The organism is Pseudomonas sp. B21-041, from assembly GCF_024748675.1.
Taxonomy (GTDB): Bacteria; Pseudomonadota; Gammaproteobacteria; order Pseudomonadales; family Pseudomonadaceae; genus Aquipseudomonas; species Aquipseudomonas neuropathica.
The window spans coordinates 1426056-1447821 of record NZ_CP087175.1 but is presented as its reverse complement, the minus strand read 5'-3'; the positions used below and the strand labels follow the sequence as shown (position 1 = coordinate 1447821).

Genomic DNA, 21766 nt, shown 5'->3' with positions numbered 1-21766 from the left:
GGCTTATAATCGCGGCCTTCAAACGCCCTGGCGCAGTTGTGCGCCCCGCGAACCCGGATCCTCGCCATGTTACGAATCACTGAACTCAAGCTGCCAATCGACCATCCCGAAGAAGACCTGCGCGTTGCCATCGTGCAACGCCTGGGCATCGCCAGCGATGATTTGCTCGATTTCACCTTGTTCAAGCGCAGCTACGATGCGCGCAAAAAGTCCTCCGAACTGTGCTTCATCTACACCATCGACCTCAACGTACGCGACGAGGCCAACGTGTTGGGCAAGTTCGCCGATGACCGTAACGTCAACGTGGCGCCGGATGTCAGCTACAAATTCGTCGGTCAGGCGCCGAGCGACCTGAGCCAGCGTCCGATCGTTGTCGGTTTCGGCCCGTGCGGGATCTTCGCCGGCCTGCTGCTGGCGCAAATGGGCTTCAAGCCGATCGTCCTCGAACGCGGCACCGAAGTCCGCCAGCGCACCAAAGACACCTGGGGCCTGTGGCGTAAAAGCGTGCTCAACCCGGAATCCAACGTGCAGTTTGGCGAAGGCGGTGCGGGCACGTTCTCCGACGGCAAGCTGTACAGCCAGATCAAGGACCCGAAGTTTCTCGGCCGCAAAGTCCTGCACGAGTTCGTCAAGGCCGGTGCACCGGAAGAAATCCTCTACGTCAGCAAGCCGCACATCGGTACGTTCCGTCTGACCGGCATGGTTGAAAACATGCGCGAGCAGATCCGCGAACTGGGCGGCGAAGTGCGCTTCCAGGAACGCGTCACCGACGTGCTGATCGAAGACGGCCAATTGGTCGGCGTGCAACTGGCGAGCGGCGAAACCCTGCATTCGAAACACGTGGTTCTGGCCCTCGGCCACAGTGCCCGTGACACCTTCCGCATGCTCCACAGCCGTGGCGTGTTCATGGAAGCCAAGCCGTTCTCGGTGGGTTTTCGCATCGAACACCCGCAATCGCTGATCGACCGTGCACGTCTGGGCAAATACGCTGGCCACCCGAAACTCGGGGCTGCCGACTACAAACTGGTGCACCACGCCAAGAACGGCCGCTCGGTCTACAGCTTCTGCATGTGCCCGGGCGGCACCGTGGTCGCGGCGACTTCCGAGCCGAATCGCGTGGTCACCAACGGCATGAGCCAGTACTCGCGTAACGAGCGCAATGCCAACTCAGGCATCGTTGTCGGGATTACGCCGGAAGTCGATTACCCGGGCGGCCCGCTGGCCGGGATCGAGTTGCAGGAACGCCTGGAATCCCACGCCTTTATCCTCGGCGGCAGCGATTACAAGGCGCCGGCGCAACTGGTTGGCGACTTCATCAACGACATCCCATCGACCGAACTGGGCGAAGTCGAGCCGTCGTACAAACCGGGGGTGGCGCTGGGTGATCTGGCCTTGGCTCTACCGGACTTCGCCATCGAAGCGATTCGTGAAGCCTTGCCGGCGTTCGAAAAGCAGATTCGCGGTTATTCGCTGCACGACGCAGTGTTGACCGGGATCGAGACGCGCACTTCATCGCCGCTGCGCATTACCCGTAATGAATTGCTGCAGAGCATGAACGTGAAGGGCTTGTTCCCGGCCGGTGAAGGCGCGGGTTATGCGGGCGGCATTCTGTCGGCGGGTGTTGACGGGATTCGCATTGCCGAAGCCGTGGCACGGGACATCCTCGGCCTGACTGACTGACACAAAACCCTGTAGGAGTGAGCCTGCTCGCGATAGCGGTACTCCATTCAACATTGATGTTGAATGGAGTACCGCTATCGCGAGCAGGCTCACTCCTACAGTTGATTTCGCTGCATCAGATATTGGCGCGCTGTACTGAAGTCGGCAGCGCCTCACCCCGCTCGGCACTCGCCGCCACTGCGTCGATCAATCCAGCCAGTTCATACCCCTGCGCCTTCAACCAATCCTGATCGTAATAGGTGTCGGCATACCGCTCGCCGCCATCGCACAGAATCGCCACGATCGACCCCGACTCCCCCGCCGCTTTCATCTGCTGCGCCGCCATCAACGCACCGATCAGATTGGTCCCGCTCGACCCGCCAACATGCCGTCCTAGGCGCTGCGCCAGATAATGCATAGCGGCCAGCGACAAGGCATCCGGCACTTTGACCATTGCATCGATCACCTTCGGCAGGAACGACGCCTCAACGCGCGGCCGGCCAATGCCTTCAATGCGCGAACCGCAGTCCAGGCGCAAACTCGCATCGCCCGTTTGGTAGTAATCGAAGAACACCGAACGCTCGGCATCGGCGCACAACACGCGGGTGCAGTGCTGGCGATAGCGCACGTAGCGGCCAAGCGTTGCGGTGGTGCCGCCAGTGCCGGGGCTGGAAATCAGCCAGCTCGGTTCCGGGTGTTGCTCATAGCGCATCTGCTGGAAAATCGATTCGGCAATGTTGTTGTTTGCGCGCCAGTCAGTCGCGCGTTCCGCGTAGGTGAACTGGTCGATGAAGTGGCCACCATGTTCGCGGGCCAGGCGCTCGGATTCGGCGTAGATCTGCGTCGGATCTTTCACCAGATGGCTCTGGCCACCGTAGAACGCGATCTGCGCGATCTTCTCTTTGGACGTGGTCGCCGGCATCACCGCAATAAACGGCAGGCCGAGCATCCGCGCGAAATACGCTTCGGAAATCGCCGTCGAACCGCTGGACGCCTCGATCACTGGCGCGCCGGGTTTGAGCCAGCCGTTACACAGCGCATAGAGAAACAGCGAGCGGGCCAGACGATGTTTGAGGCTACCGGTCGGATGGCTGGACTCATCCTTGAAGTACAACTCGATGCCCGCAAAACCCGGCAGCGGCAAAGGGATCAGGTGGGTGTCGGCGCTGCGCTGAAAATCCGCTTCGATGATGCGGATCGCTTCGCGGGCCCACTGTCGGTTGTCGCTCATGGTGATGGTTCTCGTTGAATCGGCAGGAGATGAATCTGTTCGAATGGCTCACTCATCAGCTTAGGAAAAATCCTATAGCGCGCACAGATACAGCTGAGTCTCAATATGTCAGGCAACTGCTAGGCTCAGCGTGGCTTGAGCCAGACACCTTGTAACGACATATAACAAAAAAGAATATAACTTTTGTTTTAACAACTAACAGTACGGGTTAGGGTGTCCCACCTTTTTACTTTATCGATGGAGAGCGACCTTGCCTCTGCGTAGCACTTTCACGCGTTTCTTTCAGTTGGAAGCTGCCAGCGGTCTGTTATTGATCGCCGCGGCCATCCTGGCTCTGATTATCAACAACTCGCCGCTGTCGTGGCTGTACACCGGCCTGCTCGACACCCCGGTGGTGGCGCAGATCGGTGCGTTGAAAATCGCTAAACCCCTACTGCTGTGGATCAACGACGGTCTGATGGCGATGTTCTTCCTGCTCATCGGCCTGGAAGTGAAGCGCGAAGTCCTTGACGGTCAGCTGTCTAAACCGTCGCAGATCGTCCTGCCCGGTGCAGCCGCGATCGGCGGCATGCTGGTGCCGGCGCTGATCTACTGGTTCCTCAACCGCGACAATCCGGCAGCCCTCGACGGCTGGGCAATCCCGACCGCGACCGACATCGCCTTCGCCCTCGGCGTGCTTGCACTGCTCGGCAAGCGCGTACCGGTGTCGCTGAAACTGTTCCTGATGACCCTGGCGATCATCGATGACCTCGGCGCCATCGTGATCATCGCCATCTTCTACTCCGGCGAACTCTCGACTCTTTCCCTGGGCCTTGCAGCAGCGTGCATCGCGGCGCTGGTGGCGATGAACCGGCTCGGGGTGGTCAAGCTTGGGCCGTACATGATCATCGGTTTGATCCTCTGGGTCTGCGTACTGAAGAGTGGTGTCCACGCAACGCTGGCTGGCGTAACCCTGGCCTTCTGCATCCCGCTGCGCACGAAAAACGCCGAACCGTCGCCGTTGCTGACCCTCGAACATGCGCTGCACCCATGGGTGGCCTACGGCATCCTGCCGCTGTTCGCCTTCGCCAACGCCGGCCTGTCGCTGAGCGGTGTCACCGTGGAAAGCTTCACTCACCATGTGCCGATGGGCATCGCGGTGGGCCTGCTGCTGGGCAAGACCGTCGGCGTGTTCGGCCTGACTTGGCTCGCGGTCAAAACCGGCATCGCCGCCCTGCCCCAAGGTGCCAACTGGGGTCAGGTGCTGGGCGTGGCGATCCTGTGCGGCATTGGCTTCACTATGAGCCTGTTTGTCGGCTCGCTGGCGTTTGAACCGGGTGTGAGTGATTACGCTGGCATGGACCGGATGGGGATTTTGACCGGGTCGATTCTGGCGGCGTTGATTGGTTATGCGGTGACGGCGGCGGCGAGTCGCAAGAACTCCCAACCGATATAACCTCTGTGGCGAGGGTCAAGCACCCTCGCCACAAACTTCCTGCGTTCCCGTTACACAGCGAACAATCCTCACGTCTTTAGCGACGCGTCCTACAGCCACCATTTTCCTGCTTCGTTAACGTTGCGCAGCCCTTTGCGAAGGGCTGTCGATGGATGAACGAAAGGACGATCAGTGGCTGGCAACAAGGACATTCCTCGGGTTCAAAACCCACCGCAAGGCGACGGGCATCACGTCACCTACCGCTACATGACGGCCACTGAACTGGCCGAGCGCGATGCCAGACAAAACGCTTACGACGCCATGCTGGCGCGGCAGGAGGCTTTCGAGCGCAGTCGTGAGGTGGCGGTCAAAAAAGCCGATCCCGTTCGCGCCGGCTGCGTATTCGCCAAGTCCTGCAAATTGCCGGATGCGATTATCGATTACTCGAGTCCTTCGGGGATGGTGCCGACCGACAGCCTGAAGGATTACGGCGATCTGATTCTGCTGGGCGCGCGTGAGGCCGATGAAAGCGGCGCAGTTCCGCTCAAGAAAATCGGCGCAACCGCTATTCCGGCCGGATTTGGCAGTCTGGCTCTGGCGGGATCGGTGTTTGAAGCACTGCCCGCTGCTGTATCAAGCGCGGCTGTTGCGCCTTTAGTTGGTTTGGTTGCGCTGTTCATGCCATCGAGTCTTGGCGACAGTGCGCTCTATACCGACGAACAACTGCGTGGACTTGAACAGGCGCGAACGCGTGTTCGGCTGAGGGTCGAACAGCAGGCCGACGGCAGCCTGAAGGGCTACGGTTTCTACACCGGCAAGAATCGCGATTGGGAAATGGTTGATGTCGTGCAGTTCAAGTTGCGTGACAGCCGGTTCATTGCTGACTTGGGCGAAGGCGTAGAACTGATCTGGACGCCTGCCGTGGATGGCTCGGACATCCTTGGCATCCCCGCGCTGGAGGCTGCACCGCAAGCGCCGCATATCTGGGTGTATCCGCCGACGAAAGCAGCGGACGGGATTCTGGTGAATCCGGTTTATCCGCCGGAGTACCGGGATTTCATTCTGGTTTTTCCGGTGGGGTCGGGAGTAAAACCGATTTACATTGTTGTCAGCGCTGCGAAAGGTACCGCCGAAGAGGGTCATACCTATCACCCAGCTCCTGAAACGGTGGATATAACAGCCTTTCCTGATTTGAGAAGAGCAAAAAAGAAAACACCATACAACGGAGGGCTTCGGGATCGCTGGATCAACGCGAAAGGCCGGATAATATACGAATGGGACTATCTGCACGGTGAACTTGAAGCATACCGCGCAAGCGATGGCAGCCATTTAGGCTCTTTCGATCATAGGACTGGCGAACAGATAGATCCGCCCAAAAAGAAACGAAATATCAAAAAATATTTATGAGGATTACATGGGACTGAAGGCCAGGCTTGAATGGTATGACAAGCAAACCGAACTGGGTGAAGGAGAGGAGCTGTCGAAAGATTTTGGTGAGGACTGCTCACTAATTGAAGCGTTAGGCCTGTCGCCTGCCAGAAACATAAATAATGGCGGATTTGATGTTAAATCCGATTGGTTAAAGATTCTTCAACCGTACTTCCAGCACTTCATCCAATATTCGTCTTACGACTATCAGATATCATTCGTATACCGCGACAACTGGTAGATACCCATTCAATACCCGAAAAAATATCAAAAAAAGATATCTGTGAGGAAGAGATATGGGACTAGAACTGAGACTGGAGTGGTACGACACAGCAACCCTGCAATTGCAGGGCGAGGAGTCGTCAAAAGATCTGGGGGATGATGAATCAGTACTGAATGCCTTAGGCATTCCGGTGGAGGGCAACATCAATAATGGCAGCTTCAACGTCGTCGAGAAGTGGGTTGCGACCATTCAGCCATACTTTCAACATCAAATCATTCTGAGTGCCAACGACTATCAAATTTCGTTTGACTACAGTTAATACCGACAAACAGGCTATTGAAATTTAATGCGCTACCTTTCGATAACCGGCTTTTACCCTGATGACGCTCAAGATGACTCTTTGCAATTCGAGTTACATATAAAAGATAGCGAGATGAACGAAAAAGTTGCACAGCTCATTGAATCCAAGCCCCTGAATGAATTGGAACCCGGGGAGCTGTTATTGACTACAGATCAAGTCACTGCGCTGAAAACTCTTCTCAAAGTTAGCCTCCCGAAGGGTTTGGAGTTCTTCATGGGCACCGGTGCTGATTACTGACTACCGAATTGGGAAGCAAAAAACAAAAAACCCCGACCAGTCACCTGATCGGGGTTTTCTTTACCCTGAATTCCGCTTAGTGCGAAACGCGGCTGGTCCCGCCAACGGTGGAGATGCGCACGCGCTCGCCAACGCGGAACACTTCATTCTCCTGAACCTGCTGCACATAGGCACGCATGCTGCCGTCGTCTTCACGCACGGTGATTTCCACACCTTGCGTACGAGTCAGGCCTTCTTCCGTGGCCGAACCGATCAGACCACCCGCCACCGCACCGATAACCGCGGCAACGATGCTGCCCTTGCCGCCGCCGATGGCGCTGCCGCCAACGCCGCCGACCGCTGCACCAGCGAGGCCACCGATCGGGGTTTTGGTGCCTTCGATTTTCACCGGACGCAGGGATTCGATGGTGCCCATGCGAATCGTCTGCACGCGACGCGCTTCGTCACGGGAGTAGGAGTCACCGGTCAGGCTCGATTGGCAGCCGGTAAGCAACATCGCCATCGTGGAAAAGGAAGCAACCAGCAGAACAGACTTACGCATAGCATCAACTCCAAAGAAACATATAGTCATTAAACTCCGTGGCTTGACGCCTGTCACGACACCGCCCGGATAAATTGGCTTTCATTCAGGCGCGGTACAGACACCTGCACGCTCCCCCTGATGTAGGCCTACAGTAGCGCCAAATTACCGATTCTGCGCCACCGACACCAAGGATTTTCATGGATTACTTCATCATCGTCGTCACCACTGCCGCCGGTTTGTACTTCCATTGGTGGTTGTACGTGCGGATCAAACGCTGGATGGATCGCGACCTGGCGCTGTCACTGGCGGGCAAGGATGAAGGCAAACGCGCCTTCATGCTCAAACAGTTAGCGAATGCTCAGATGCAGAAGATCAAGCGCCGGGATCTGCCGAAGTGGCTGGAGGCCGCTGCGGCAGGCTATCCCGCTCGGTAGACTGCTCAGGGTGCCAGACGTTCAAGAATCCAGTCGGCGCCCTGCACACGGTAGTTGAGGCGATCGTGCAGACGGCTCGGACGGCCCTGCCAGAATTCGATGCGCTCAGGCAGCAAGCGGTAACCACCCCAGTGTTGCGGGCAGTCGGGCTGAGTATCGGAGAAACGCTGCTCGGTGGCCTTGAGCAAATCTTCCAGTTCACCGCGCCCGTTGATCACCCGGCTCTGCGGTGATGCCCAGGCACCGAGACGGCTGCCCAGCGGACGCACCTGATAATACGCATCCGACTCCGCGGGCGTGACCTTCACCACCCGCCCTTCGATGCGCACCTGGCGTTCGAGGGTGGGCCAGAAAAAAGTCATGGCGGCAAACGGGTTGGCCGCCAGGTGCTGGCCCTTGGCGCTGTCGTAGTTGGTGAAGAAGGTGAACCCCTGCTCATCGAGGCCCTTGAGCAGCAGAATGCGACAGTGCGGTCGCCCATCCTGGTCGACCGTGGCCAGGGTCATGGCGTTGGCTTCCACCGGCGCCTGTTCGGTTTTCACCGCGTCGGCGAACCACTGGTGGAACAACGCAAACGGCTCGGCCGGGGCTTGCGCCTCGGTCAGACCATCCCGGGTGTAATCACGACGCATATCTGCCAGAGCCTGGGTCATGGCGCATTCCTTTTCGTTAGCGGATCACTTCTTGGTGGCATCGGTCGCGGCGACTTTCTTGTCGGTCGCGGCGGCTTTGGCTGGCGCAGTCTTTTTCGCTGGGGCTTTGGCTGGGGCTTTTTTGGCCGGTGCCTTGGCAGCCGCTTTTTTCACCGGAGCCTTCTTGGTTGCCGGAACAGCCGCTTTTTTCGCAGCAGGCGCTGGAGTTACCGGTTTGGCGGCTGGCTTGACGTCTTGCGCGGCGACCATGGTCACTGGCTTCGGCGTTGGCATGTTGTACTTGCTCAGCAGCGCAACCATGGTGTTCTGCGGGGTCACCAGCAGTTCGACACGACGGTTCAGGGCACGACCTTCAACGCTGTCGTTGGCCGCACGCGGCGCTTCCGAACCCATGCCGCGCAGCATCAGGCGATCACGCTGCAAGCCGCTGAGACGGAAGATCGCCGCAATGGACTGGGCACGTTCCTGGCTGAGTTTGATGTTGGCAGGCGCGGCACCACTGGAATCGCTGTGGCCAAGGACCAGCACGGCAGTTTTCGGGTCGGCTTCGAGGATTTTCGCCACTCGGGTGAACGGACCGAGGGTGACCGGCAGCAGCATGGCGGGACGATCCGGATTGAACGAGCCTTCGACCGGTGCAGTCACGACCAGCACGTTTTCACGGCGTTCGAGTTGCAGATTGCTGTCCTTGACCGCTTCACGCAGGCGCGGTTCGTAGTCGTCGAGCCAGGCCTGGGTCACTTTCGGATCCGGCATCGGCACGGCTTTGGTGGTGGGTTGATCCTTACCGCCGAACGGCCACCACCATTTGCCACCCGCGTCGGCTTCAGCTTTGGCCACGGTGACCGTTTTTTTCGCTTCCGGGGCGACTTCAGCCTTCATATCGGCCTTGGCCGCTTCATCATCGGAACCGAACGGCCAGTACCACGGGCTGCTGCTTTGAGTCTTGGCCACGGGTGCGGAGGCCGCAGGTTTCAGCGGGGCGGGGGCCGGAGCTGGCTCCTTGGCCGCGACCTTGTCGGAAGAACCGAACGGCCACCAACTACCGCCGTCCGCATCGTTTTTCGGGGTCTGTGCACAACCGGTGATCGCTACACACAGGGCCAGGGCGAGGGTCTTTTTAGATGACATTGAAAATCCACAAAATGAAGTAATGAAAAATCAGAGCACTTTCGCCCGGATAAACAGCCGTTTTGAAACGAAAAACCGCTTGAGGTTCCGACCCTGGGACCTCGGATGAAACTTTACAGACAAGTGGCAAGCACCCGCGCGAGCTTCTGCGCGCGGGGATCCATCAAGACGTACGGCCCAAGGGTATTTGTCACAAAACCAAACGCGACATCATGCTCGGGGTCAGCAAAACCGATGGAACCGCCCGCGCCCGGATGGCCGAACGCACGTGGGCCGAGGCCGTAAGTGGCGTTGGGCACATCCGGTTGATCAAGCATGCAGCCCAGACCGAAACGGGTCTGGGTCAACAAAGTCTTGTCTTCGCCGAGGCTGTGTTCGCGGGTCAGCTCTTCGAGCATGTCGCTTTCGAGCAGGCTGCCGTCGAGCAAACCAGCGTAGAAACCGGCCAGACTGCGCGCATTCCCGTGGCCATTGGCCGCCGGTTGCTGCATGCGTCGCCACTCCGGTTTGTTGGTGCTGGTGAGCACCGAGGGCGGATTGGTAAAAGCGCGAGTGGTCATGGCGGCCGGTTCGCGCATGGTCACTTGCAGCAGGCGTTGCGCGGCGGCATCACCAGTATTGCCCTTGCCGCGAGCGATATGCGCCACCCGGTGGAATTCTTCGTCAGCCAGACCGATGTGGAAATCCAGTCCCAACGGCTTGGCGACACGGGCGACGATGGATTCGCCAGGCCCGCGACCGTCAGCGCGGCGCAGCAATTCGCCGATCAGCCAGCCGTACGTGATCGCGGCATAGCCGTGACCAGTGCCCGGCGTCCACCACGGTGTTTCAGCCGCGAGGGCGTCGACCATGGTTTGCCAATCGTAGAGGGCTTCCGGCGCCAGCAGCTCATGCAGCGCCGGCAGACCGGCCTGATGGCAAAGCAATTGGCGCAGGGTGATGGATTCTTTGCCGGCAGCGGCGAATTCCGGCCAGTAGCGGGCGACCGGAACATCCAGTTGCAGCTTGCCTTCACCGACCAGTTGCAGGGCGGTGACGGCGGTGAAGGTTTTGGTGCAGGAGAACAGGTTGGCGATGGTGTCGCTGTGCCAGGCCTCGGCGCCATCCTTGTCGGAGGTACCGGACCAGAGGTCGAGGACGGTTTCTCCACCGACCTTGATGCACAGGGCTGCGCCGCGTTCCTGGGGATCGTCGAACAGTGCAGCAAAGGCTTCGCGCACCGCTTCGAATTGAAGCTCGTAATGTCCCTGAATCTGCACCCGCAACTCCCCCGCGAAAACGCTCTACAAAGTGGCCCGCATTGTTCCAGCCCTAGAGGGATTTGGGAACAGCTGCGGGCCAGACGGTTAAAAGCCAAGTCAAAAGATCGCAGCCTGCGGCAGCTCCTACATGAGATCGCATTCCTCTGTAGGAGCTGCCGCAGGCTGCGATCTTTTTAAAGCATCACACGTTAATGACCATTCCCCGAATGCCCACCGGCATGCCCTGCCCCCGGCCCTTTACCGGCCTCGCCTTTGCGCCCGCCCTCAGCCTCATGCCCCGCCGCAGCGGCGGCTTTCTCGGCCTCTTTGCCAAGCTGATCAATGGCCTGCAGATTGCTCTTGCGCACTGACTCGACGAAGCCCTGATACGGCAGATCCGTCACTCCCACCAGACCGAAGTGGCCATTCTCACCATCAAGCAGACGGCCGGTTACCGGTTGGTCCAGATACTGGAACCAATGCACGCCAACAATCGACGGTTCACTCAGCGCTTGTTTGAGGAAGTTGGCGTAGGCCGGGCCGCGATCTTCTTCCTTGGCCAGTTGCGTGACGCCGCCCCAGAACGGGCCACGATCCGCTGAGCCAAAGTTGAATTCGGTGATCATTACCGGTTTGTCCAAAGCGCCCAGTGCGGCAAAGTCATAACCGTCCTGCGGTTTCAGCGTGTACATGTTGAAACTCAACACGTCGCAATACTGCGCGCAGGAGGCTACAGCTTCAGGGGTGCTGATGGCGAAGCGACCGCCAAGCAGCAACTGGTTCGGCGCGTGCCATTTCAGCGAGTCGGAGATAGTTTTGAAGTAAGTGTCGGCGAAGACTTTCTGGAAATATTTGAAGTCAGCCTCGATTTCCGGATGTTCCGGGTTCGGCAGTGGTGGCACGAAACCCGGGTCTTCCATCAATTCCCACGCCGGCAGATCAATGCCCCACGCCTTCGACAGCCCCGCCTGATTGCGATACTTGTCGCGCAATTGCTTGAGGAACGCTCGCTTTGCTGGCACGTCGGTGGTCATTTTCAGGGTGCCATAGGCCAGCGCGTAGCGGGATTTCGGATCATCGCCGGGACCGGCCCACGCCAGTTCGTTGTCGGCGTAGTAGCCGATCAGCCACGGATCGTCGCGGTGATCGCGGGCGGCGATGGCGACAGCGCGCTCGGTGGCCATGGCGAAACGCGGATCAAACGGATCCGGCATACCGCCCCACCAGTCGCTGCCGGTGCTGATGCTGGTGTAGTCACCGACGATCGACAGCGGCAAGGTGTAAGGCACACGCTCGGCATCACTTAGCGAATCGGCACTCCAGTTACCAACCGTGTTGAAGCCCCAGGCTTGCAGGCGATCGAGCGTGTGGCTGGCCCACTGTTGCTCATCAATGGTGGCCTTACACGGCTCAGCAGCCTTTTCCGCCGTCGCTTGTACGGTTTCAGTTTTGGCTGCCTCAGCGACACCGGACTTCGGCTCCGCAGGCACCGAGACAGGTTCAGCCGAGTTCACTGCGGCCGTTTCAGCGGCGGCAGACTTGGCCGCTTCGGCGACTCCGGACTTGCTCTCACTGTCGGCTTTGCACGGTTCACCGTACACGCGCTGCAGGTTGGCGCCATAGAAGTCGTACCAGCGCCCGTTGCCGTATCCCCGGCCCTGATCAACACCGTTGCCGCCACGGTTGTCACCCTCGCCAAAATGCTTGGCCAACGGTTCTTCAGGTTTAGGCAGGGATTCAAACATGTACTCACGGCCAGCCACGTAGGTTTGGTTGACCTGGGGGCTGACGGTGTTCACGCCCAGCGAGTAAAACGGATGACCTTCAGGCGTGACCAGATACCAGCGGCCATCACGCTTTTCAGTACGGAAGAAACCGCTGGCCTTGAACGCCGGGCCTTTGTTCCAGCCGCCGAATTTGTCCAGCGAAGACTTTTCACGCTCGGCCAGCCAGGTTTTCAGCTGTTGCTGTTCCTTGGCGGCGGCAGATTTCAGTTGTTCGTCGTTGCTGATTTTTTCCGGCCACTTGCTGCGCGTCGATTGCCCGTAGGCGTCGACCAGATTGCCGTAAACGGCCTGGGTGACCGATTCGCCGTTCTGCACACCGAAACGCTCCAGCAGCAAACTCTGCGCGACTTTCGGCTGATCCAAAGACAAGCTCACCGAAACCACTTGGCTGCGATCGATCTCCCCGCTGCTGCTGGCCAGCAGGATCCGCTGACCATCGACCGTCATTGGCATGGGTGGCCCGGCTTTCATGCCAAGACTCAGCGGTGACGATGCCACCAGCGGCACCAACAGGGTCTGCGCAGGCCCGGCCGGCAGGTCGACGCGGCTGACCAGGGTGCGACCGTCGTTGCTCTGGATTTGCACATAGACCGTCACCGCCCAGTCCATTGCGCTCTGCAAACGCAAAGTCATCATGCCTGACTGCGACCAGTCCCAAGCCCCGGTCTGCGGCGTCAGACGCAAGGTCGGGCGGGCCACCGGGTTGAACGTCACCCGGCGCAGCACTTCGCCCTCAGGCGTTTGCTCGGCGTTGGCTTGCGGCAGATCAGCGTTTTCGGTGGCGATTTTCACCACGTCGGCAGGACGGACAAAGTTGAACAGGGTCTGCTGACCGGCGGGCGCTGCCAGCAACGGGGCAGCGAAGATCAAGGCAAATACGGCAGGCAACGAACGGCGGATCATAAGAACGGAGTTCTCCCTAACGACCAACAATGGCCAATGGAAAAGCGATGGCAGAGAGATAGACAACACGGCGGGCAAAACTGCCCACCGTTGTCTCAGGATATTTCACGACGGAAAGGTGGCAACGCATTGAGGATCGCCTTGCCGTAGCGCTGGGTGACCAGACGCCGATCGAGCAAAGTGATGGTGCCGCGGTCTTCTTCGGTGCGCAGCAGCCGCCCGCAGGCCTGAACCAGTTTCAGCGAAGCGTCGGGCACGGAGATTTCCATGAACGGATTGCCGCCACGGGCCTCGATCCATTCCGACAACGCCGCTTCGACCGGATCGTCCGGGACCGAGAACGGGATCTTGGCGATTACCACGTGTTCACAGTACGCACCCGGCAAGTCCACCCCTTCGGCGAAACTGGCTAGACCGAACAGCACGCTGGAATCACCGCCGTCGACCCGCGCCTTGTGCTTGTTCAGGGTTTCCTGTTTCGACAGGTTGCCTTGAATGAACACTTGCTTGCGCCAGTCGCGGTCGAGACCGTCGAACACGTCCTGCATCTGTTTGCGCGAGGAGAACAACACCAGGGTGCCGCGCGAGCCTTCGACCAGATCGGGCAACTCACGGATGATCGCTGCCGTGTGTGCGGCGGCATCGCGTGGATCGGCTTTCAGGTCCGGCACCCGCAACACACCGGCGTCGGCGTGATGGAACGGGCTCGGCACCACAGCCGTGACGGCCTTTTTCGGCAGGCCGGCGCGCATGCGGAAGCGGTCGAAAGTGCCCAGCGCCGTGAGGGTCGCCGAGGTCACCAGACAGCCGTAAGCCACGTTCCACAAGCTGCGGCGCAAGGTTTCTGCCGCCAGGATCGGGCTGGCATTGACCTCGATATCGAACAGCGAACCGCTTTCGGCCAGAGTCAGCCAGCGCGCCATCGGCGGGCTGTCTTCCGGGTCTTCGGCGGTGAACGCAGTCCACAGCTCCCAGTTGCCGGAGGCACGCGACAACAGGCTGCCGAACAGCGGATACCATTCCTCAGCCTGATTGCTGGCGATGCCGATGTTGACCTCGCCGTCCATGCCTTCCTTGAGCAGGTCGGTCAGACGGGTGAACAGATCATTGAGACGAGCAAAGCCTTTTTTCAGCTCGATGCCCATTTCGCGCATGTGCTCGGGAATCACCCCGGCGACGAAGCGATGCCGTGGCCGCTCGCGACCCTCGACGTCTTCGCCGGGTTTGAAATCGGCGACCTGCTCGCAGGCGCTGAACATGAACTGTTGCTGAGCCTTGATCTCACGCGCCAGTTCCGGAACTTGTTCGATCAATTTGCCAAGATCGCCTGGCAGCGGATGCTGGGCCAGCAGTTTGGTCAGGTTCTTCGCGGTGGTTTCCAGCCAGTCGGCGGTGGAACGCAGGCGCGTGTAATGGGCGAAGTGGCCGATGGCCTTGTCCGGCAGGTGATGGCCTTCGTCGAACACGTAAATGGTGTCGCGCGGATCCGGCAACACCGCGCCGCCGCCCAGTGCAAGGTCAGCCAGGACCATGTCGTGGTTGGTGACGATCACGTCGACCTTGCCCATACCTTCGCGGGCCTTGTAGAAGGCGCACTGGCCGAAGTTCGGGCAATGGCGGTTGGTACACTGGCTGTGATCGGTGGTCAGGCGCGCCCAATCGGCATCTTCCAGTGCATTCGGCCAGCTATCACGGTCGCCGTCCCACTTATTGCCGGCGAGCTTTTCGATCATGCTGGTGAACAGCTTTTGACTGGCCTCATCGACCTCGATCTTGAAGCCTTCTTCTTCGAACAGCTGGGCAGTGGCGGTTTGCGCGTGGCCTTCCTGCAAGAGCATGTCGAGCTTGGACAGGCACATGTAGCGGCCACGGCCCTTGGCCAGGGCGAAGCTGAAATTCAGCCCGCTGTTGCGCATCAGGTCGGGCAAATCCTTGTAGACGATCTGCTCCTGCAGAGCGACGGTCGCGGTGGCAATGACCAGGCGTTTGCCGGCCAGTTTGGCGGTGGGGATCGCGGCCAGGCTGTAGGCCACTGTCTTGCCGGTACCGGTACCGGCTTCCACCGCGACAATCGCGGGGTCGCCACTGCGCCGGCCTTCGTCGTCGGTGTCGATATCCCCGAGGACTTTGGCGATTTCAGCGATCATCAGGCGCTGGCCGTAACGCGGTTTGAGGCTCTTGGCCTCTAGAAAACGCGAATAGGCGCCCTGGATCGTGGTTTTGAGTTCAGTACTGATCATGGATTGTCGGGCGCAAAAAACGCTGGATAAATTTTCAGTGGTTTCGGATGGCGGCTATCATACCCCGCTAATTAATCCCGCGCAGAACGGAGTGCCCCAATGACACCTTTTAGCCTCGTTTACCCCCTGCATGTGCTGTCCGCCCTGGTGTGGGTCGGCGGCATGTTTTTCGCCTGGATGGTCCTGCGCCCTGCGGCTGTGAAGGCCCTAGACGGCCCTGCCCGCCTGACCTTGTGGGTGGAAGTGTTTCAAGGTTTTTTTCGGTGGGTCTGGGTCGCGGTGATTCTGTTGCCGATCAGCGGCGTGGGCATGCTGCATTTGCAGCAGGTCGGGTTTGAGACCGCGCCGAAGTATGTGCAGGTGATGATGGGCTTGTACGTGGTGATGACTGCGCTGTTTATCCGCATTCAGGGGTTGATGCTGCCGGAATTGCGCACGGCGGTTGATGCAAAGGACTGGCCGGCGGGTGCGGCGGTGCTGGGGCGAATTCGCCGGGTGGTGGGGCTTAATCTGATTGTGGGGGTGGTGTTGGTGGCGATTGCGGCGGCGAGGCCGTGATCGTTCCCACGCTCTGCGTGGGAATGCCGCAAGGGACGCTCTGCGTCCAGTGACGCGGAGCGTCACGGGCTGTGTTCCCACGCGGAGCGTGGGAACAATCAGTGATCTTACAAGCGCTGCACAGTCACCGCCCCCGCCGCCCCCACTGGCCCAGGCTGGCCATCCGCCCCGGCCTTGCCGTTCTTGCCACCATCGGCGCGATACACCAAGCACCCCTTGGACTTGCCGCCCTTCCCTGCTTTGCCGCCAACACCCGCCGGGCCACCGTTGCCACCTGCCACATTGACCTTGATCAACTCCGCCGGAAACTCGCGAGGCACTTCCAGCCGCACCAACGCACCCGGTGCGCCCGGTTGGCCATCGCTGCCGTTACTGCCATCAAAACCGTGCCCGGCCGCGCCATAAGTGCAGCCTGGGTCTTCGCCGTTACCGCCATCGAGGCCGACAAAGCCCGGTGCGCCGGTGCCGCCACGGGCATCGACCAATAGCTGCGGCGCGTTCAACGCCTTGAATTGCAGATTCAGATTGCGCCCCGCACGGGCAGCTTTTTCATAAGTCCCCGGCGCCCCGCGCGCAGTGATCTGACTGCCTTCGCTCAGTTCGGCGCGGGCCACTTTCAATTCCAGCGCCTGTTCAGCTGGAACGATTGCAATGCGCGCTTCATGACCGAGACGCAACTCGCCCACGGTCAATTCGGTCACGTTGGCGGGAATCAGCAAGGTGCCGTAATCGGCCACGTCCAGACGTTCGAGCTGCAAGGTGCTGGTGGTATTGGGCAAACGCATCAGCGAATTGGTTTCGACACTGACCACCTGGGCACAGGCCAATGGGCTGATGAATGCAGCGAGCAAGCAGAGTTTACGCATGGGAAGAAGCCTCCGGAGCGGCCGGGGCCGGGATGGTTTGCAGGTGAAATACGCCGAACAGCAGGATGCGGCCACGGTCACGCCAAGGGTGCGGGCGACCTTTGAGGCTGCGATTGCACAGCAGCACTTCGAATAAATGAATCAGCAACAACAGACCGCCGGCCAGATTGACCAGCAGATGCAACGGATGTACGAACGGCACCAACTGATTGGCCAGTACCACGCAGCAGAACAGCAGGGTCAACAATCGCCCCAGCCCCCAGAACACTTTCATACGCTCCCCCGTGTTGCGAATTATTCTTTGGGCGCACAGTAACGGCTTCTGCGGGGGATAAGCCAGAGGGGAAAATGAAAAAACTTCGATCGTCTGCCAAATGGCTGCCGAAACGACGCTAATCGTCGCCCGGCAGCTCTAGCCTGCGCCCTACAGACGCTTCCTAACGGTTGATGTGCAACTCCACACGCCGGTTCTGCGCACGACCTTCATCGGTGGCGTTATCGGCAACCGGCTCGCTTTCACCGCGACCTTCACTGGTGAGTTTGTTCGGCGCCAAGCCCTGGCTCAGCAAATACGCGGCGACACTGCTCGCACGCCGTTCCGACAATGCCTGGTTGTACGCATCCGACCCTTTGCTGTCGGTGTGACCTATGACCTTGATGCTCACCACATCGGCACTGCGCAGTTTGTCCATCAGCGTATCGAGCTGGGCTTTCGCCGCCGGGGTCAGGTCGGATTTGTCGAAATCGAACAGCACGTTGCCGGCATCGCTCAAGGTAATGACCTCAGTTTGCGGTGCAGGCTCCGGCACTTTTTCCGTGACCGGGTACTGTGGCAGCGGGCAACCACGGTGATCGACCGGTGTGTTTTCCGGAGTGTCCGGGCAACGGTCGCGGCGGTCAAATACACCGTCGCCGTCTTCATCGCCGTCCTGGGCATAACAGATCAGTCCGCCGGTAAGAATCCCCAGCGCTGCGCCGCCACCGGCCCAGCCAGCGCTTTCGATAGCGCCGAGGCCGCCACCGACCAGTCCGCCGATAACGCTGCAGATCGGCCACGTACGTTGATTGAGGGGTGCAGTGCCATCGCTGTGGGTGGCGCAACCGGTGAGCAAACTGCCTAGCAGCAGCACCGGCAAGACGGACCTTGAGAAAACAGTCATTGTGAAAGCTCCTGTGTCACCGGCCCATACCGGTTACACAGGAGTAAAGACCCGCATCCGCGACTGCACAAGCCGCGGATGCGAGAGGGGCTTAACGCTGGATTTTGATTTCGGTACGACGGTTTTGCGCGCGACCGTCAGCGGTTTTGTTGTCGGCAACAGGCTGGCTTTCACCCAGACCGGACACCGAAACGAAGCTGGCGCGTGGCACACCTTGCTGGATCAGGTAATCCACCACCGAGTGCGCACGACGATCCGACAGTTTTTTGTTGTAGGCATCGCTGCCCACGCTGTCGGTATGCCCGGTCACGGTCAGTTGCGCCGTCGAGGATTCCTGTTTCAGGCGGGTGGCGACCTTGTCGAGCACTTGCTTGTCAGGGCCGGTCAGCGTGGCTTTGTCGAACTGGAAGTGCACATCACGGATAACAATGGTTTCTTCCTTGACCACTACAGCTTCTTCGACCACGGGTGCAGGCGCTGGTGGAGGGCAACCGTCAGCATCGACCTGTACGCCTTTAGGCGTGCCCGGGCACTTGTCGCGACTGTCCGGCACGCCATCGCCGTCTTCGTCGCCATCGCCGTGAACCCAGCAATAGGCCGCTGCCGTGCCACCGACCAGCAACGCACCGTAGCCGGCCCATGCCGAACTTTCGGTTGCGCCGAGACCGGCACCGACGACACCACCGACCGCCGCACAGGTCGGCCAGTCGGTTTTCTGCAAACCTGCGCAACCAGTCAACACACTGGTTAGCAGAATCAAAGGTAACGCTGTCCGAACTATGCTCATCTGGTTTTCTCCTGAGGGATCGGCTTAGAACCGATTCAGGGAGTAAAGACCGGAGTTTTAATCTCCGCCAGCAATAGGCCACCGCTGTTTGCGAGCCTGTTCACAGGACTTCGGCACATTTACCCGAAACGGGCGGAACAGGGCGCTTTGCCGCCACCGTCAGGCAGGCTAGTCTTGGCGGTCTGATTGAGGAGCTTCGATGAACGTCGCCATTTCTTCCCGTACGCCGCAACAGGCATTGGCCGTTTTGCTGGATCGCTACGCCCCGGCGCGGCTGTTGCTGATCGGCGCCAGCGAATTTCCAGCCCTGAGCGTCTTTAAAGAGGCACATCCAGACACCGTCGTGGCCCACGCCGCGCCGGGGGCGTTGCCTGCTGAACTGGCGGCACAGCGTTTCGATCTGGCGCTGGTGGTCGATTGCCTGGAACATTTGCCCAAACGCGATGGCCTCAACTTGTTGGGCGGGATTCGCAATCTCAACGCTAGCCGCATCGCCGTGCTGGCGGATCTGGCGGCCAGCGGCTGGCAGGAAACCGACTTCTATTCACTGGCGCTGCAAGCCAGTGAATGTTTTCAACGCGACGATCAAGTGCTGACCCTGTTCACCTATGATCTGCTTGAATACAAACAAGTCCCCGACTGGCTCAACTCACGGTTCTGGGCCAATCCGGAAAACTTCGGGAAATACTGGTGGTAATGCAATGAGTACAGCCATTTGCCCGTGCGGCAGCGGCAATCTGCTGGAGGCCTGCTGCGGCCATTATCACGACGGCCATCCGGCACCGTGCGCCGAAGCGCTGATGCGTTCGCGCTACAGCGCCTATGTGCTGGGGCTGATCGACTATCTGGTGGCGACCACCCTGCCCGCCCAGCAAGCGGGCCTCAATCGCCAATCGATCACCGACTGGAGTGCGCAGAGCACCTGGCTCGGCCTTGAAGTCGAGAGCTCGGAAGTCTTCGGCGGCCAGCCGGAACACGCTTTCGTCACCTTCACCGCGCGCTGGCATGACGGTCAGGGCGAGCATAGCCATCGCGAGCGTTCGTCGTTCGTGCAGAACGCCGGGCACTGGTACTTCATTGATCCGACGGTGCAGTTGAAGCTGGGGCGCAATGACAGTTGCCCGTGCGCCAGTGGGCAGAAGTTCAAGAAGTGCTGTGCGGGATATTTCGGCGCTTAAGATCAAAAGATCGCAGCCTGCGGCAGCGCCTACACAGGATTTTCGTTTCCCCTGTAGGCGCTGCCGAAGGCTGCGATCTTTTAGCGGCTAGACTGCCAGCAAAGGGAGTAAAACCATGCTCGGTCGCTGGCGCACACTACATTTTCTGTTTTTGATGCTGATCCTGAACCTCGGCGGTTGCGCATCGTGGTTCAACGATGACAGCGTCGACCCCGCCGTGCATCTGGTGAAAGTTGAAGTGGTGCGCGCCAAACTGCTCGAACAGAAATTCATCCTGCACTTTCGCGTCGATAACCCCAACGATAGCGACCTGACCGTGCGCGGCCTCGAATACCGTATTCATCTGGCCGACATACTGCTGGCCGAGGGTGAGCATGAACACTGGTTTACGGTCGGACCAAAACGCAGTGCTTACTTCAAAGTGCCGATCCGCACGAACCTGTGGCCCCGGGTAAAAGATGTGGTGAAAATGCTGAAAAGCTCGAATCAACAGATTCCCTATCGCTTGCAGGGTGAGATGGAAACCGGTTTATTCATCGCCCACTACGTGCACCTTGAGCGCAATGGCGTGATAATCCCCGCCGATTTAATTCCGGAGCAACACCGATGACCCAGCAACCTCATGTCCATGGCCCTGACTGCAACCACGATCATGACCATCATCACGAACATGACCACGGCCACGTTCACGGCCCGAACTGCGGCCACGCCCACCAGGAACCGGTGCGCAACGCCCTGAAAGACGTCGGCCGCAACGACCCGTGCCCATGCGGCAACGGCAAGAAATTCAAGAAGTGCCACGGCGCGTGATGCCCGGGGCGAAGAGCCTCTTCGCCTGACCTGCCGCCTTCGCGAGCAAGCTCGCTCCCACAGTCATTCGAGTTCCTCCAGTTGGAATGCAATCCCTGTAGGAGCGAGCCTGCTCGCGATGAGGCCGGCACATGCAACATCGTTGGCGTCTGACAGACCGTTATCGCGAGCAGGCTCACTCCTACAGGTGAGCGGGTTTCTTCAGTTGCAATGCAATCCCCTGTAGGAGCGTGCCTGCTCGCGAAGGGGCCGGCACATACGGTGAAGTTTTTCAGCCGGCCACCAGAATCTGTGCAGAACTGACTACCGTCGCATACTCCCCCTGCAAATTCCCCAGCGACATCCCGTGCACCTCTTCAGCCGTACGCAATGTGCCGAAATAATCAGCCTTGTCGAAGGTGAAACAGGCATCCTCCGCTACCCACGCAGCAAAGCCAAGATTGCCCGCCGTACGCGCCGTTGACTCCACTGAGTTGTTCGTCGCCACGCCGACGATAACCAATTGCCCGATCCCCGCCTCGCGCAACCGCGCCTCTAATCCCGTGGCACAAAACGCATCCGGCACCTGTTTCTGAATCAGCCATTCGCCGTCCTGCGGCAAAAACCTCTCCTGAAACTCCACCCCTTCCTGCTCCGGCCAAAACACCGATTCCGGCTCACGGGACAGATGTTGCACATGAATCACCGGCCTTGTGCTACGCCGCCACAGCCCCAGCAGATCAAGGATTCGCTCTTCCGCCTGAAGATTATTCCTTCGACCCAAACGCGGCTGCAGGATGCCTTTTTGCTGGTCGATGATGATCAGTGCAGCGTTGGCCTGAAGCTCCATGGCGATTTTTCTCATGCAGAGTCATTGAATTCTGCGCAGTTCAGCATCACCTCTTCCTGCTAAGCAAGCTATCGAACGCACACGGGACGACCTGACGCCGGCGTTTGCTGTCC

At 59.5% G+C, this 21766-nt stretch carries 24 protein-coding genes; 12 read left to right on the top strand and 12 right to left on the bottom strand.

What is annotated here, in order from left to right:
* Positions 1 to 66: 66 nt before the first annotated feature.
* Positions 67 to 1680: an NAD(P)/FAD-dependent oxidoreductase gene (locus LOY43_RS06395; RefSeq protein WP_258709361.1), complete on the top strand. Its 1614-nt coding sequence runs from the start codon at positions 67 to 69 to the stop codon at positions 1678 to 1680.
* Positions 1681 to 1795: 115 nt separating this feature from the next.
* Here the strand turns inward: LOY43_RS06395 and LOY43_RS06390 are convergent, their stop codons facing one another.
* Entirely contained in the window at positions 1796 to 2890 is a 1095-nt protein-coding gene (locus tag LOY43_RS06390; protein ID WP_258709360.1) for a PLP-dependent cysteine synthase family protein, read from the bottom strand.
* A gap of 250 nt (positions 2891 to 3140) precedes the next feature.
* Here LOY43_RS06390 and nhaA point away from each other — a divergent pair, with 250 nt between their 5' ends.
* The 5 genes from nhaA (at position 3141) to LOY43_RS06365 (ending at position 6553) form a co-directional block, all read left to right on the top strand.
* Positions 3141 to 4325 (top strand): Na+/H+ antiporter NhaA, encoded by a 1185-nt coding sequence (gene nhaA, locus LOY43_RS06385; protein ID WP_095049134.1) that lies wholly within the window; start codon positions 3141 to 3143, stop codon positions 4323 to 4325.
* Between the two features lie 171 nt (positions 4326 to 4496).
* Positions 4497 to 5711, top strand: a complete 1215-nt coding sequence (locus tag LOY43_RS06380; RefSeq protein WP_258709359.1) for an S-type pyocin domain-containing protein — start codon at positions 4497 to 4499, stop codon at positions 5709 to 5711.
* 7 nt (positions 5712 to 5718) lie between these two features.
* A complete protein-coding gene (locus tag LOY43_RS06375) occupies positions 5719 to 5973 on the top strand; it encodes a colicin E3-like toxin immunity protein (protein ID WP_095049132.1) in 255 nt (84 codons plus the stop codon).
* A gap of 55 nt (positions 5974 to 6028) precedes the next feature.
* On the top strand, positions 6029 to 6274 hold the full coding sequence (locus LOY43_RS06370) for a colicin E3-like toxin immunity protein (RefSeq protein WP_034154981.1): 246 nt from the start codon (positions 6029 to 6031) through the stop codon (positions 6272 to 6274).
* Between the two features lie 27 nt (positions 6275 to 6301).
* Positions 6302 to 6553 (top strand): pyocin S6 family toxin immunity protein, encoded by a 252-nt coding sequence (locus tag LOY43_RS06365; RefSeq protein WP_095049131.1) that lies wholly within the window; start codon positions 6302 to 6304, stop codon positions 6551 to 6553.
* A gap of 76 nt (positions 6554 to 6629) precedes the next feature.
* Here the strand turns inward: LOY43_RS06365 and LOY43_RS06360 are convergent, their stop codons facing one another.
* On the bottom strand, positions 6630 to 7094 hold the full coding sequence (locus tag LOY43_RS06360) for a glycine zipper 2TM domain-containing protein (protein WP_007918566.1): 465 nt from the start codon (positions 7092 to 7094) through the stop codon (positions 6630 to 6632).
* A gap of 179 nt (positions 7095 to 7273) precedes the next feature.
* On the opposite strand from LOY43_RS06360, the gene LOY43_RS06355 reads away from it, so the two are divergent.
* Complete coding sequence (locus LOY43_RS06355; RefSeq protein WP_095049130.1) at positions 7274 to 7510, top strand: hypothetical protein; 237 nt, start codon at positions 7274 to 7276, stop codon at positions 7508 to 7510.
* A 5-nt stretch (positions 7511 to 7515) separates the two neighbouring features.
* Here the strand turns inward: LOY43_RS06355 and pdxH are convergent, their stop codons facing one another.
* From pdxH to dinG, 5 genes are all read right to left on the bottom strand, one after another.
* Entirely contained in the window at positions 7516 to 8163 is a 648-nt protein-coding gene (gene pdxH / locus LOY43_RS06350; RefSeq protein WP_258709358.1) for a pyridoxamine 5'-phosphate oxidase, read from the bottom strand.
* A gap of 24 nt (positions 8164 to 8187) precedes the next feature.
* Positions 8188 to 9294, bottom strand: a complete 1107-nt coding sequence (locus LOY43_RS06345; protein ID WP_258709357.1) for an OmpA family protein — start codon at positions 9292 to 9294, stop codon at positions 8188 to 8190.
* A gap of 113 nt (positions 9295 to 9407) precedes the next feature.
* Positions 9408 to 10553, bottom strand: a complete 1146-nt coding sequence (locus LOY43_RS06340) for a serine hydrolase domain-containing protein (protein WP_220558235.1) — start codon at positions 10551 to 10553, stop codon at positions 9408 to 9410.
* Between the two features lie 191 nt (positions 10554 to 10744).
* Positions 10745 to 13225: a beta-galactosidase gene (locus LOY43_RS06335; protein ID WP_258709356.1), complete on the bottom strand. Its 2481-nt coding sequence runs from the start codon at positions 13223 to 13225 to the stop codon at positions 10745 to 10747.
* 95 nt (positions 13226 to 13320) lie between these two features.
* Positions 13321 to 15465, bottom strand: coding sequence for an ATP-dependent DNA helicase DinG (gene dinG, locus LOY43_RS06330; protein WP_007918588.1), 2145 nt, complete (start codon positions 15463 to 15465; stop codon positions 13321 to 13323).
* Positions 15466 to 15564: 99 nt separating this feature from the next.
* On the opposite strand from dinG, the gene LOY43_RS06325 reads away from it, so the two are divergent.
* Positions 15565 to 16023, top strand: a complete 459-nt coding sequence (locus LOY43_RS06325) for a CopD family protein (protein WP_095049126.1) — start codon at positions 15565 to 15567, stop codon at positions 16021 to 16023.
* Between the two features lie 107 nt (positions 16024 to 16130).
* Here LOY43_RS06325 and LOY43_RS06320 read toward each other — a convergent pair whose 3' ends face one another.
* From LOY43_RS06320 to LOY43_RS06305, 4 genes are all read right to left on the bottom strand, one after another.
* Positions 16131 to 16889: a hypothetical protein gene (locus LOY43_RS06320; protein WP_095119206.1), complete on the bottom strand. Its 759-nt coding sequence runs from the start codon at positions 16887 to 16889 to the stop codon at positions 16131 to 16133.
* A complete protein-coding gene (locus LOY43_RS06315) occupies positions 16882 to 17163 on the bottom strand; it encodes a DUF1145 domain-containing protein (RefSeq protein WP_095049124.1) in 282 nt (93 codons plus the stop codon). The genes LOY43_RS06320 and LOY43_RS06315 overlap by 8 nt, the downstream gene beginning before the upstream one ends.
* A 163-nt stretch (positions 17164 to 17326) precedes the next feature.
* Positions 17327 to 18049, bottom strand: coding sequence for an OmpA family protein (locus LOY43_RS06310; RefSeq protein WP_095049123.1), 723 nt, complete (start codon positions 18047 to 18049; stop codon positions 17327 to 17329).
* Positions 18050 to 18140: 91 nt separating this feature from the next.
* A complete protein-coding gene (locus LOY43_RS06305; protein ID WP_007918596.1) occupies positions 18141 to 18836 on the bottom strand; it encodes an OmpA family protein in 696 nt (231 codons plus the stop codon).
* Between the two features lie 199 nt (positions 18837 to 19035).
* Here LOY43_RS06305 and LOY43_RS06300 point away from each other — a divergent pair, with 199 nt between their 5' ends.
* From LOY43_RS06300 to LOY43_RS06285, 4 genes are all read left to right on the top strand, one after another.
* Entirely contained in the window at positions 19036 to 19533 is a 498-nt protein-coding gene (locus tag LOY43_RS06300) for a DUF6231 family protein (protein WP_095049122.1), read from the top strand.
* Between the two features lie 4 nt (positions 19534 to 19537).
* Positions 19538 to 20014 (top strand): YchJ family protein, encoded by a 477-nt coding sequence (locus LOY43_RS06295; RefSeq protein ID WP_095049121.1) that lies wholly within the window; start codon positions 19538 to 19540, stop codon positions 20012 to 20014.
* A 115-nt stretch (positions 20015 to 20129) separates the two neighbouring features.
* Complete coding sequence (locus LOY43_RS06290) at positions 20130 to 20624, top strand: LEA type 2 family protein (protein WP_095049120.1); 495 nt, start codon at positions 20130 to 20132, stop codon at positions 20622 to 20624.
* Entirely contained in the window at positions 20621 to 20824 is a 204-nt protein-coding gene (locus tag LOY43_RS06285) for an SEC-C metal-binding domain-containing protein (protein ID WP_034154967.1), read from the top strand. The genes LOY43_RS06290 and LOY43_RS06285 overlap by 4 nt, the downstream gene beginning before the upstream one ends.
* A 271-nt stretch (positions 20825 to 21095) precedes the next feature.
* Here the strand turns inward: LOY43_RS06285 and LOY43_RS06280 are convergent, their stop codons facing one another.
* Positions 21096 to 21653 (bottom strand): cysteine hydrolase family protein, encoded by a 558-nt coding sequence (locus LOY43_RS06280; RefSeq protein WP_095049311.1) that lies wholly within the window; start codon positions 21651 to 21653, stop codon positions 21096 to 21098.
* Positions 21654 to 21766: the final 113 nt, after the last annotated feature.